General features: G+C 61.0%; 12 protein-coding genes. 9 read left to right on the plus strand and 3 right to left on the minus strand.

The window, feature by feature from the left end:
* Positions 1–196 precede the first annotated feature (196 nt).
* The 3 genes from PR018_RS12055 (at position 197) to PR018_RS12065 (ending at position 3,537) form a co-directional block, all read left to right on the plus strand.
* Positions 197–2,245 carry an O-linked N-acetylglucosamine transferase, SPINDLY family protein gene (locus PR018_RS12055; RefSeq protein ID WP_142832551.1) on the plus strand — a complete coding sequence of 683 codons (2,049 nt, stop codon included), beginning with the start codon at positions 197–199 and terminating at the stop codon, positions 2,243–2,245.
* Positions 2,246–2,359: 114 nt separating this feature from the next.
* Complete coding sequence (locus PR018_RS12060) at positions 2,360–3,136, plus strand: hypothetical protein (RefSeq protein WP_142832550.1); 777 nt, start codon at positions 2,360–2,362, stop codon at positions 3,134–3,136.
* A 152-nt stretch (positions 3,137–3,288) separates the two neighbouring features.
* Entirely contained in the window at positions 3,289–3,537 is a 249-nt protein-coding gene (locus tag PR018_RS12065) for a hypothetical protein (protein ID WP_111222036.1), read from the plus strand.
* Positions 3,538–3,588: 51 nt separating this feature from the next.
* Here the strand turns inward: PR018_RS12065 and PR018_RS12070 are convergent, their stop codons facing one another.
* On the minus strand, positions 3,589–3,900 hold the full coding sequence (locus PR018_RS12070) for a hypothetical protein (protein WP_142832549.1): 312 nt from the start codon (positions 3,898–3,900) through the stop codon (positions 3,589–3,591).
* A 354-nt stretch (positions 3,901–4,254) separates the two neighbouring features.
* On the opposite strand from PR018_RS12070, the gene PR018_RS12075 reads away from it, so the two are divergent.
* On the plus strand, positions 4,255–4,497 hold the full coding sequence (locus tag PR018_RS12075) for a hypothetical protein (RefSeq protein ID WP_142832548.1): 243 nt from the start codon (positions 4,255–4,257) through the stop codon (positions 4,495–4,497).
* 11 nt (positions 4,498–4,508) lie between these two features.
* Complete coding sequence (locus PR018_RS12080) at positions 4,509–4,724, plus strand: hypothetical protein (protein WP_142832547.1); 216 nt, start codon at positions 4,509–4,511, stop codon at positions 4,722–4,724.
* 57 nt (positions 4,725–4,781) lie between these two features.
* On the opposite strand, the gene PR018_RS12085 is transcribed toward PR018_RS12080, so the two are convergent.
* Entirely contained in the window at positions 4,782–5,177 is a 396-nt protein-coding gene (locus PR018_RS12085; protein WP_142832546.1) for a hypothetical protein, read from the minus strand.
* Positions 5,178–5,392: 215 nt separating this feature from the next.
* Between PR018_RS12085 and PR018_RS12090 the strand changes: the two genes are divergently transcribed.
* Positions 5,393–5,866, plus strand: a complete 474-nt coding sequence (locus PR018_RS12090; RefSeq protein ID WP_142832545.1) for a hypothetical protein — start codon at positions 5,393–5,395, stop codon at positions 5,864–5,866.
* A 55-nt stretch (positions 5,867–5,921) separates the two neighbouring features.
* Here PR018_RS12090 and PR018_RS12095 read toward each other — a convergent pair whose 3' ends face one another.
* Positions 5,922–6,128, minus strand: coding sequence for a hypothetical protein (locus PR018_RS12095; protein ID WP_142832544.1), 207 nt, complete (start codon positions 6,126–6,128; stop codon positions 5,922–5,924).
* Positions 6,129–6,504: 376 nt separating this feature from the next.
* Here PR018_RS12095 and PR018_RS12100 point away from each other — a divergent pair, with 376 nt between their 5' ends.
* The 3 genes from PR018_RS12100 (at position 6,505) to PR018_RS12110 (ending at position 13,028) form a co-directional block, all read left to right on the plus strand.
* Positions 6,505–7,578 carry a DUF475 domain-containing protein gene (locus PR018_RS12100; RefSeq protein WP_142832543.1) on the plus strand — a complete coding sequence of 358 codons (1,074 nt, stop codon included), beginning with the start codon at positions 6,505–6,507 and terminating at the stop codon, positions 7,576–7,578.
* 260 nt (positions 7,579–7,838) lie between these two features.
* Positions 7,839–9,266, plus strand: coding sequence for a mannose-1-phosphate guanylyltransferase/mannose-6-phosphate isomerase (locus PR018_RS12105; protein ID WP_224127944.1), 1,428 nt, complete (start codon positions 7,839–7,841; stop codon positions 9,264–9,266).
* Positions 9,267–9,707: 441 nt separating this feature from the next.
* Positions 9,708–13,028, plus strand: a complete 3,321-nt coding sequence (locus PR018_RS12110; protein WP_142830548.1) for a transglutaminase family protein — start codon at positions 9,708–9,710, stop codon at positions 13,026–13,028.
* Positions 13,029–13,031: the final 3 nt, after the last annotated feature.

Raw genomic sequence — 13,031 nt, forward strand, 5'->3', positions numbered from 1 at the left:
GGCCGCCCCGACAAGACCAGGACGCCGCGCAAGAAATTGCGCGGCGTCTTCTTTTGTAATGCCGGCTGCAAATTCCGTTCAAGGCTAGGCAAAGGCGAGCGCCAGCTCGACGCAAGCTAGTCTAGGTAGCAAGACGAAAGCGCCTTGTGCGCCGGCTCAAACGATGGCCGCCAGGCCGCATCTTCGTAGGATCGTCATGACCATCAATGTCGCATCGGCCACGGCTCAGCTCCCCCTGCTCACTAATGCGCTCGAGAAGGCGCGGCAACGACAGCTTGCTCTCGGCGATCTGTTCAACATCGCAACTATCCTTGGCAACGGCGGGCATCAGGCCCAGGCGGTCGAACTCTACAAGGGCTGGATCGCCTATAACGACGGCAATCCGCTGCTGCACCTCGCCTATTTCAATTATGCGGTCGCGGCCAACGTGATGGGCGATCGGGCGGGCGCAATCAATGCCTTTCGCGCGTGCCTCAAGCTCGATCCGCAGTTCGGCCCGGCGCATATCAACCTTGGCCGCGTCCTCGAGGACAGCGGACTGATAAACCCCGCCGTCGAGCAGTGGCGTTCCTATGCCGAGATCACTTCCGATATCACGGCCGACCGTCTCGGCCACCGGCTGATGACCCTCAAGCACATCGGCCGCGTGCTGGAAGGTGCCGGCAGGATGGAGGAAGCGGAAAAGGTCCTGTGGCAGGCCATGGAGCTTCAGCCCGAAAAGACCGACGCAGGCCAGCATTGGACATCGCTGCGTCAGCGCCAGTGCAAGTGGCCGGTGCTGGTCCCTTCGGAGCATGTCTCGCTTCGCCAGTTGCTGGATGCCGTCTCCCCCCTGACGCTAGGCTGCTACGCCGACGACCCGCTGTTCCAGCTTGCCAAGGCGCATCGCTACAACAAGTCGCTGATCGGGCAGCCCGATCTCGACGAGGCCACTGCCAACACCGTTCCGCGCCACAAAACAGGAACCGGCCAGCGTCTGCGCGTCGGCTATGTCTCGTCGGACCTGCGCGACCACGCAGTCGGCTTTGCCCTCAGAGAAGTGCTGGAGTTGCATGACAAGAGCAGCGTCGAGGTCTTCGCCTACTATTGCGGCGACCGGCGCACCAACGATGCAACGCAGGAGCGCATCAGGAACGCTGTCGATTGCTGGCGCGATATCGCCGAAATGAGCGACGCAGATGCCGCAAAGCTCATCGCCAAGGACAAGATCGACATCCTGATCGACGTCAACGGCTACACCAAGCTCGCACGCACCAAGATTTTCGCCTATCGCCCGGCCCCGGTGGTCGTCAATTTCTGCGGCTATCCCGGCTCGCTGGCCAGCCCGTTCCACCAGTATATCATCGCCGACGAGCACATCATTCCGCCCGCCAACGAGATCTACTATACGGAAAAAGTGCTGCGTATCGCCTGCAACCAGCCTATCGACCGCAAGCGCCAGATCGACGCGCGCCCGACCCGCGCAGAGGCCGGCCTGCCCGAGGATGCCTTCGTCTATGCCTGCTTCAACGGCATGCAGAAGATCACCGCCAACTGTTTCGACCGCTGGATGACGATACTGTCGGAAACGCCCGGCAGCGTGCTTTGGCTGCTTGCCGACGACGACACGGTCAACCAGCGGCTTCGCGAAATAGCCGCGAAAAGAGGCGTCGATGCCGACCGCATCATCTTCGCAGCAAAAGCGCCCAATCCCAAGCACCTCGCGCGTATCGGACTGGCGGACCTGTTCCTCGATACCTTCCCCTACGGTGCCCATTCGACAGCGGCCGATGCCATTACCGTCGGACTGCCGATCCTCACCGTCTCCGGCAAGACATTTGCTTCGCGCTTCTGCGGCAGCATCGTCGCCGCAGCCGGGTTGCCCGAACTGATCTGCGGCGGCCCGGACGAGTATGTCCGCCAGGCGATAGCCTTTGCGCATGATCGGGAAAGCCTGCAGGATGTCAGGGACAGGCTGCAGAGCCAGCGCGAAACGAGCGTGCTGCGCGACATCCCCGGCCTTGCACGCCGTCTCGAGCAACTGTTCTGGGAGATGCAGGACGAAGCCGAACGCGGCGAAACTCCCGTGCCGGATATGCGCAACCTCGAAATCTATTATGAAATTGGCGCCGACATTGTCCTGACCGACGTCGAGTTCGAGGACGAGATCGCCTACCGCAACCGATACCTCGAAAATCTCGGCCAGTTGAACGCCAACACACCCATTCCGTTCGATCGCCGTTTGTGGACCGAGCCCGCCGAGTAGCAGCCATCAGGAGAGGCGCACCGCCGGCCCCCTCCCTCGACACCTGGCGCCCCGTGATTGAACTACACTCTCGTCCAGAGCGCGTGATCGAGAGGCTTAGAGGAGGCATCGCTCGTGAATTCCGTGATTTTGGCACGATACAACGAATCCCTCGACTGGATTCATCAAATCCCGGATGATTTCGACATCATCATCTACAACAAGGGCGAGAAGATCGTCGCGCCCGAGGTGCTCGATCGCGCCTTCCGCATCATCGATCGACCGAATGTCGGTCGCGAATCGGAGACCTACCTTCATCACATGATGACGCAGGTGGGCAACGACCAGGACTTCACCGTCTATGCGCAGGCGGACCCGCACGCCCATAGCCCCGACTTCATCGAGCTTCTAAAGAACTGGCGCGACTGGGATGACGTGCAGCCCTTGTCGTGGTGCTGGATCGCCGAGAACAATATTCCGCCGATAGCCCTGCTGGACGACTACCAGGCCCAGCTCGGTGGACGGTTGCGCGTAAGGCCGGAGCGTTTTTCACTAACGGCCTGGGGCGCTCCCGAATTCGTCGATGCGGGCGCCAACGGCATGGGCATGGTCTATCGCATCCTCCACGGCCTTCCGGACGGCGGCAATATCGCAGCCCACTTCCTCAGGCACTGCAAACTCGATCACATCGCCGAAAAGGCCGACCGCCACTCTCTCGGCGTATTTTCTTATGGCGCCATTTTCGCAGCTCGGAATGCGCGCGTAGCGGCTATTCCGCCGATCTCGCTGAGGCTGGCGATCGACTTCTCAACTGCGGGCGTCGTTGCCCACGGCTACATTCTCGAGCGGATGTGGCTGCATATGCTGGGCGTAGATTTCATCCTGCCGAAAAACCAGCCGTCGAAAATATAGCAATCTGGACTGCAAAGTCGGCGCAAAACGCGCCGCCGCCGGCTCTGGCTGGCAACGCTTTTGGAGGTCCGGTTACTCGACAAATGTAACGCCTGCGCTTGACGATCGTCACCAGGTCGCCAAATAGCTGTTACATCAGATCGAGGAATAATATGACAGCTGACCTGGACCAGGCCATGACCGAATTCGTCCGCACGGCCGCAATGCACGTGCTTGAGATCGATGCGGAAGATCGGGACGACTATATCAACGGTCTACACGAAAGCTGGGTCAGCATCGGTCTGCAGTCGGGCATGGACGACGCTGCAGCCCATGAAAACGCCGATCTCCTGGCCGACAGCACCCGTGAAATGGTATCCGCGATCGAAAAGAGCGGAGGCGCAGGCGGTGGCACCGCCTGAACCAGGTTGACGTTGTAGCCACTCTCATCGTTTTATCGAGCGGCGCACCGCTTATCTATCGATGAAGTGGTCGAGCCCGAGCGTGATCGGCAGTGCGGAGTAGACACCGCGGTCGATGAAATTGTAACGGGCAAGGCAATTCCGCATGGCGACCGTATGGATGTAGCTGTGCACATCGCTGGAGCCGCGGTCGGGCCGGCTTGCTTCAACTGCGCAATAGTCCGACGCCCTGTCGAATTTTGCCGCGAGAGTTGGGGTCTGGTCGACGGGACCGCCAAAATAGTACTGATATTCGCCCGGGCTTGCAGCGGCCGAAACGCAAGCAAGACTTAAGGCAAGTCCCAATCCAAGCATAATCTTCATGATGGCTCTCTCTGTCACGACCGAACGGCACAATTGCCCGGTTCGGAATGCTGACCGCGCTCTTTTGTTCCATTGCAGGCGGCCAGCGCCTGATGTTACTAAGCCGCGGTTAAGGAGTTGTCCATGTCACGCGCCATCGTCTTTTCCATCATCATCATCATGGCCCTGCTGTCGATCGCCGGCAGCCTGATAGGGTCCGCGCGTCTAATGGGCTGGTTCTAAAACGCCAGCCGAGCACCGTTTTCGACGAAATATTTGAAGCCTGTGTGACAACGGAACATCCGCCCGTACCGACGCGTTGCCCTTGCAGTGATTGCCGCTGTCATAATCGAGCCGCGTACGCGAGGAAAGCCAATGCCGGGATTTCGCAAGATGATCGTCGTGACAGCCTTTGACCGCGATGCGGATGGCAGGCTCGAACCAGCCTTCGGCCCGCGACAGATGGAAACGGAAGAATCAGCTGTCTATGCTGCGCAGACGCTCATCAACGATCACGCCGGCGTGGTGGCATGGAGTCGCGAGGCAAACCCTGCCGTTGGCGAGGAAGGCCCGACGATCATCCTCTACCAGCATGGCCAGATCCCGGAATTCGATTGAGAGACGCCGCGATGACCACTTTGCCCAAAGATATCGACGAAGCCCTTGCGCGGTATATGGCAGACCACGGGCTAGGTCGTGATGCAGCCGTCTCGAAAATACTCGCTGAATGGCTCGGCGCCCATTATTACCTTGGCGACGACGGGACGGCACAACCCGAAGACACGCAGCAAACTGTGCAGTACCCGGAATTTATGGATGACGCGTCAGGCGGCGCAGGCGGCTAGAACCGCAGTGACGCCAAAACGGCATGCGCGCCTTTGAGCGCACATGCCGGAAAAACATCAATCGAGGTTTGGGCATCCGCGCACGTTGCCGAAAACCATCGCGTCCGGCCCGCGACGGGTGAAGCCGTCTACCGTTATCCGACGCGGAGATACGTCCACGACGTGGGCGTGCCGAAGCCCGTTGCGACTGGCCATGGCGACGGCCTGACGAGGATCGCATCCGCGCCTTCCATAGTCGCGCGGCGGAGGGCGATCATAGTCAGGGCGCGGACGATGGTAGCCATATTCCGGCTGCGGAGCATCCTCGTCGTCCTGCTGGTAATCCGGCGGTGGCGGACGGTGGCGTCCGATTTCAAACTGGACGTCCTGCGCTGCGGCCACCGGCGGCAAGGAAACAACCGTGCCCCCCATCAGGATTGCGGCCAAAATGGCCGTCGAAATTCTCGTTGTCATGGTCCCCTCCTCATTGATCCCGACCTGCGGCGAACCGCGTCGAGCGATGATACCCTTTAATCTGTGCGGAATGAACGGGTCTGGAGCAACGCCTTCATTTTCCATTCATGTGCCTGCCTTTAAAGAAATTGCCCTTGCACCATATGGCTGGGCGTATGCATCGTGGTCGGCCTGATGCCGGACGACGCTACAAGTTGAAAATCGGAGACTTTTGAATGCGGACGACAAGCCTGGCACTGGTAACGACCCTGATCGCTCTTACGGCAGGCGCTGCCTCGGCGCAGACCTTTCCCGGCGGGCCCGGCGCCATCGTGCTTAAAGGCAAATGTGCCAAGCTGGTGGTCGGCAAGCTCGACGCTACGAAGAAGTGCAAGAATGAGCTTGCAAGCGTCACCGCCCCCAACGGCACCGTGACCTTCATCTTCACATCCGAGGGCAAGATGCTAGGCTTCGCCGGCGATGGCAAGACGATCAAGGCGGCATCGAACGGCAACGTCCGCCTGGCGCTGAACATGGTCGTTTCCGGCGCCGGCACGACCATGACCGGCCAGGTCAAGGCCGCGGGAACCTGCACCTTCGGAAATCCTTACAGCGGCAAGGAAGTGGCGATCGAATGCTCGGCGGAATCGAAGGATTCGAAGTTCACCGGCAGCTTCCGCACCGGTGGCGACGCATCCGCGAAGAAGTAGATTTCGCGGCGCCGGTTAGCCGGCGCCAGTTGGCCAGTTATCGTGCGACGATGCCTCAACCTTGCCGGTCGATCCGCTTCGACATGACGCCGCCGCTTATCGTTGCCGGCACGCGGAGATCGTCGCGCGGCGCCGACGAAAGGGTGAGATCCACATGGTGTGGCGGCAGGACTTGAGCCTTCCGCAAGGCGTTGGGTCGGCCGAATTTTCGTGGCTGCACCGCGTCGAATTTCGTACCTGTCTGTTGAGTGATATGCTCCATGACTGCCTCCTCCGCAATCCGGTTGCGGGATGCAACCTGAGGTTCAACGTCGACCTGTTGATTTGGTTCCCGCTCCGCTCTTGACCACGACGGCAATCTCCTTACCTATGAGGCTCTGCGGATCAAGGACATCTGCCGCGGATAACACTGGTGCCGGGCCCCTCTGGCGAGAGTTTTTACGGCGCTCTCGTGATGTCGGTACCGCCTGCAGACAAGCCGGCGGATTTATCCCCATGAACAAGCTGACCATGCTTTCCTCGCATGCCGTCGATGGCAAGCGACGTCTACGTGCATTTCGCCTTCCCGCGTTCCCAGCCCTACAGGTGCGCCCATGACGCGCCCGACATCAGGCTCAGGAACTGGCCAAGGATCAGGCATGCCCGTCCTTTCCTATTTCAGATGGGCGATCATCGTCACCGTCGTCGGGTTGATCGGCGGCGGATTTCTCGGCTGGAAGATGACGGGAACGCTGGGTGGCATGGCCACCGTGTTTTTCATCTGCGTCGTGCTTGCCGTCCTGGAAATCTCGCTCTCCTTCGACAATGCCATCGTCAATGCCAACAAGCTGAAGCAGATGACGCCTGTCTGGCAGCAGCGGTTCCTGACATGGGGCATCCTGATTGCCGTCTTCGGCATGCGGATCGTCTTCCCGCTGGCGATCGTTGCCGTCGCCGGCGAGATCGGCCCATGGGAAGCGCTGCGCATGGCGGCGGTCGAACCCGAACAATATGCCAGCATCATGAAGACAGCCCATCTGCCGATCGCAGCCTTCGGCGGCAGCTTCCTGATGATGGTGGGACTGACCTATTTCTTCAACAACGAGAAAGACGTCCACTGGATCGCTTTTCTTGAAAAGGCCATGGCGCGGTTTGCCACCATCAAGGGCGTCGAGATCTCGGTCGTGCTGATCACGATGCTGGGCTTTGCCGCGCTTCTCGACGGCGACGATGCCACTCGCTTCCTCTACGCAGCGATCTACGGCCTGCTGACATTCCTGCTCGTCGAAGTGCTCGGCGGCCTGCTCGATGCATCGCAGCGGACCATGAGCGAGGCTGCCCGAGGCGGCGTCGGCGCCTTCATCTACCTCGAGGTGCTCGATGCCAGCTTCTCCTTCGACGGCGTCATCGGCGCATTCGCACTGACCCAGAACCTGTTCGTCATCGCCATCGGCCTCGGCATCGGCGCAATGTATGTCCGCTCCATGACCATCATGCTGGTCGAGAAAGGCACACTTGCCGAATACCGGTACCTCGAACACGGAGCCTTCTATGCCATCCTCATCCTGGCGGTCATCATGTTCGTCCAGACGTTGGTTCATATTCCGGAAGTCGTTACCGGCCTCGGCGGCGCGGCCCTGATCGGCCTCTCTTTCTGGTCTTCGGTGCGCTATAACAGGCGTCACGAGAATAGCGCACACTCGACGAGCCTGCGTCCAGACGAAACGCCCTGAGACGGATCGAAGCAAGGTTTTGCGCAGGTCGGACTATGCCGAGATCGCAAACTGCCTTAACCTTGCCTTTGATTTAATGACATATTTCAAAACGAACGGTTGGAGAAACAGAAATACCCGGTAGAATCGCGCTGCTTTTGGCGGCTAAAAAGGGCCGCAGAGATTTGCGTTAGACGACCTTGCAGGAGTTTTGCAGGGCGGCCAGGGCGGCCTCGCCTGCAGAAATTCATCGACGACAAGTTTTAAAGAGGATCGAATTCATGGCAGCAAAAATCGTCCCGGTCATCATGGCCGGTGGCAAGGGAACTCGATTGTGGCCGCTGTCGCGCGCCACGGCGCCAAAGCAGTTTATCCAGTTCGTGGGAGACCAGACACTGTTTCAGAACACCCTGTCGCGCGTTTCCGACAGGGACCTTTACGAAGCGGCCATCGTCGTCACCAATGAGGAGTTCCGTTTCCTCGTGGCCGAGCAGGCCCGCGAACTCGGCATCGAACTTGCCGCCGTGCTGCTCGAGCCGGTTGCCCGCAACACGGCCCCCGCCGTCGCCGCCGCCGCAACGCTCGCCAACGATCTTTTCGGCAAGGACACCATCATCCAGGTTCTCGCCTCCGACCACGAGATCACGGCAGACGCCACCTATTTCGATTGCATCCGCATCGCCCGTGCCACGGCGGCGGAAGGCAAGCTGGTCACCTTCGGCATCACCCCGACAGAGCCTGCCACCGGCTACGGTTATATCGAAGTCGGAAAATCGCTGGCCTCGGGCGCCCATGCGGTCAAGCGCTTCATCGAGAAGCCACCCGTCGACAAGGCCGAGGCGATGCTCGCTGCCGGCGGCTTCTACTGGAACTCCGGCATCTTCGTTTTCCCGGTGACGCCGTTGCTGGCGGAGCTGAACGAATTTGCACCGGCCGTGGTCAAGGCAGCCAAGGAAGCCCTTGCCAAGGGCGTTCGCGATCTCGACTTCACCCGTCTCGACAGCGAGGCCTTTTCCAAGAGCCCCGACATATCCATCGACTATGCCGTTATGGAAAAAACGTCGAATGCCGCCGTTGTCCCCTCGTCCTTCCTGTGGTCGGACCTCGGCAGCTGGGATTCGGTTTGGAAGGTCGGCAAGCAGGACGAGAACGGCAACGTCTCGGCCGGCAACACGACGCTGGTCAACACCAAAAACTCTCTCGTCATGACCCACGGTACTCATCTTGCCGTGCAGGGTCTCGAGAACGTCGCCGTCATCGCATCCGAAGATGCCGTCTATGTCGGACATCTGAAGGACAGCCAGGATGTCGGCAAGCTGGTCAAGCTGCTGGCCGGCCACAAGAAGACCGCGACGCTCACCGAAACCCATCCCACGTCCTATCGCCCCTGGGGCGGCTATACCTCGCTGATCAAGAGCGACCGCTTCCAGGTGAAGCGCATCTTCGTGACGCCTGGCAAGAAGCTGTCGCTGCAGAAACACCATCACCGCTCCGAGCACTGGATCGTCGTCAAGGGGACGGCCGAAGTCACCATCGGCGACAAGGTGCAGGTCGTGCGCGAGAACGAGTCCGTCTACATTCCGCTCGGCGAAGTCCACCGCATGGCCAATCCGGGCAAGATCCTGCTGGAGCTGATCGAGGTGCAGACCGGCTCCTATTTCGGCGAGGACGACATCATCCGCCTCAACGACGAATTCGGCCGCACCTGAGGCATACGACCGAATGGGCCGGCGGCGGGCGAAAGCCCGCCGTCAGACTACTGACAAAGGTATGATATAAATCTACAGGTCACTCGGGAATTTGAGCCGGTTGCCAAACTCCCCTCCCATCCTCGCCCCACTCCCCCTCGCCCCACTCCCCCTCGCCCTTGTGGCGGGGATCCGGTCAGCTCAAGTCCTTGAGCTGAAGGAGTCTTTGACCCGACAGACGTCGTATCTCTGGACCCCCGCCACAAGGGCGAGGATCACGGCGAGTGGGGTATCGCCCTCGTCAAACAAAGCTTCTTCAAGTTTGGCAGCCGTCTGACGGCGGGCAAAGGCCCGCTATTGGCGCTTTAGGGCCAGGATGTGGACACGGTCGGTAAAGCGCCTTGCTTTCTGTCGTTGCATTGCACACTATCCCCTCGGGAATAGCTGGCAAAAGAAAAAAATATGTCCATCAAAGCAAGTATCTACCACCTGACGCACTACAAGTATGACACGCCGGTCCGGCTCGGGCCGCAGATCATAAGGCTGAAACCGGCCTCGCATTCGAAGACCCGCGTCATCAGCCATTCGCTGAAGATTTCGCCGGAAAATCACTTCGTCAACCTGCAGCAAGACCCTTACGGCAACTACCTCGCCCGCTATGTCTTCCCTGAGCCGGTCACCGAATTCAAGATCGAGGTCGATCTCGTCGCCGACATGACGGTCTATAATCCGTTCGATTTCTTCGTCGAGGAATCGGCGCAGATGTGGCCCTTCGAGTATCCGGAGGACCTTCGCGACGACTTGAAGATCTACATGCAGCCAGAACCCATGAGCGATGCGTTGGCGGCCTTCATGGCGACCATCGACCGCTCCCCGACCGGGACCACGAATTTCGTCGTCGACCTGAATGCCCGCCTGCAGCGCGACATCAACTACGTGATCCGCATGGAGCCCGGCGTCCAGACGCCGGAGGAGACGCTGCTGGCAGCGCTTGGCTCCTGCCGCGACACCAGCTGGCTGTTGGTGGAAGTGCTGCGCAACCTCGGCTTTGCCGCCCGTTTCGTTTCCGGCTACCTGATTCAGCTGGCTCCTGACCTGAAAGCGCTCGACGGTCCCTCCGGTACGGAAGTCGATTTCACCGACCTGCACGCTTGGTGCGAAGTCTATCTGCCCGGCGCCGGCTGGATCGGCCTCGACCCGACCTCCGGCCTCCTGACCGGCGAGAGCCACATCCCGCTGGCAGCAACGCCGCACTACCGAAACGCGGCGCCGATCTCCGGCGCTATCTTCGGCCAGGCCAACACCGAATTCGATTTCGCCATGAACGTGACCCGCGTCGCCGAGCATCCGCGGATCACCAAGCCGTTTTCAGAAGAGTCCTGGCAAGCGCTGAACGCCCTCGGCGAGGCCGTTGACAAGGTTCTGGTCGACCAAGATGTCCGCCTGACCATGGGCGGCGAACCGACCTTTGTGTCGATAGACGACCTGCAGGGCGAGGAATGGAACACCGCTGCCGTCGGCCCGACGAAGCGCGATCTCGCCGACAAGCTGATCCGCAAGCTGCGCGAACGCTTTGCACCCGGCGGCTTCCTGCATTACGGCCAGGGCAAGTGGTATCCGGGCGAAAGCCTGCCCCGCTGGACCTTCTCACTTTATTGGCGCAAGGACGGCAAGCCGATCTGGCAGAACCCCGCCCTCATTGCCGCCGAAGGCGCCGACACCGGCGTCAAGGCCGAAGATGCCGGCAATCTGCTCACCGCCATCGCCAAGGAACTGGCCATCGAGCCCGACATGGTGCTGCCGGCCTATGAGGATCCGGCTGAATGGATCATCAAGGAAGGCAGCCTGCCCGAAAACGTCGATCCGTCAAATTCGAAGCTGAAGGACCCCGAGGAGCGCAACCGCATCGCTCGCGTTTTCGAGCGCGGCCTGACGGTGGCGACCGGCTATATCCTGCCGGTCCAGGCGTGGAACGCCAAGGCCAGCGGCCAGCGCTGGATCAGCGAAAAATGGAAGACCCGCCGCGGCAAGATCTTCCTCGTGCCCGGCGACAGCCCCGTCGGCTATCGCCTGCCGCTCGGCACCCTGCCCTACGTGCCGCCTTCGAGCTATCCCTACATCCACGAGGCAGATCCCTCGATCCCCCGCGTACCGCTGCCTGATGTCGTGGTGCCGGCCGGCCGCGCCATGCCGGAAGCCTCCTTCCAGACCGACGACAGCGGCCAATCGCGGGTCGAACAGACCCTCGGCGAAATCGGCGGCGCCGTGCGCACGGCCATGTCCGTCGAGCCGCGCGATGGCCGCCTCTGCGTGTTCATGCCGCCGGTCGAGCGTATCGAGGACTACCTCGAGCTGATCGCTGCGGCCGAAAACGCAGCAGCCGAGCTCAACCTGCCGATCCATATCGAAGGCTACCCGCCGCCCCACGACGAACGCATCAACGTCATCCGTGTCGCTCCCGATCCGGGCGTCATCGAAGTCAACATCCACCCTGCCGCCAGCTGGCAGGAATGTGTCGCCATCACCACGACCGTCTATGAAGAGGCACGCCAGACGCGTCTCGGCACTGACAAGTTTCTGATCGACGGGCGCCACACCGGCACCGGCGGCGGCAACCACGTCGTCGTCGGCGGCAAGAACCCCGCCGACAGCCCGTTCCTGCGCCGCCCGGATCTTCTGAAGAGCCTGGTGCTGCACTGGCAACGCCATCCCTCGATGTCCTACTTGTTCTCCGGCCTGTTCATCGGACCGACGAGCCAGGCGCCGCGCTTCGACGAAGCCCGTCACGACAGCCTGTACGAGCTGGAAATCGCCATGTCCCAGGTGCCGGCGCCGGGAATGGGCGAGCCGCCGCTTCCGTGGCTCGTGGACCGGCTGTTCCGCAACGTGCTGATCGACGTCACCGGCAATACCCACCGCTCGGAAATCTGCATCGACAAGCTGTTTTCCCCGGATGGCCCGACTGGCCGCCTCGGCCTCGTGGAGTTCCGTGGTTTCGAAATGCCGCCGAATGCCCGCATGAGCCTTGCCCAGCAATTGCTGGTCCGCGCGCTCATCGCACGCTTCTGGAAGGCGCCGATCGACGGCCGGCTGGTCCGCTGGGGAACGTCGTTGCACGACCGCTTCATGCTGCCGCACTATATCTGGCAGGATTTCCTCGAGGTGCTCGCCGATCTCAAGGCCCACGGCTTCGACCTGAGGCCGGAGTGGTTCCAGGCACAACTCGAATTCCGCTTCCCGTTCTCTGGCGAAGTCGAATACGAAGGCAACAAGCTGGAACTTCGCCAGGCACTCGAACCATGGCATGTCATGGGCGAGGAAGGGGCAATCGGCGGAACCGTCCGCTTCGTCGATTCATCGGTCGAGAGGCTGCAGGTCCGGTTGGAAAGCAACAACCCATCGCGCTACACCGTCGCCTGCAACGGCCGCGCCGTGCCGCTGACACCAACGGGCGTCGCCGGCGTCTCGGTTGCCGGCGTGCGTTTCAAGGCCTGGCATCCGGCCTCCGGGCTGCACCCGGTACTGCCCGTCAACACGCCGCTGACCTTCGATATCTACGATACGTGGTCGCAGCGGTCGATCGGCGGCTGCATCTACCATGTTGCGCATCCCGGCGGTCGCAACTATGAGACTTTCCCGGTGAACAACAACGAGGCGGAAGCTCGCCGCCTTGCCCGCTTCGAACCGTGGGGCCACACTGCTGGCGCCTATCCCCTGCGGCCAGAACTGACATCCCCGGAATTTCCGCTGACCCTGGATCTCAGGCGTCCGACCGGAATTTGAACT

The organism is Rhizobium rhododendri, assembly GCF_007000325.2.
Classification (GTDB): Bacteria; Pseudomonadota; Alphaproteobacteria; order Rhizobiales; family Rhizobiaceae; genus Rhizobium; species Rhizobium rhododendri.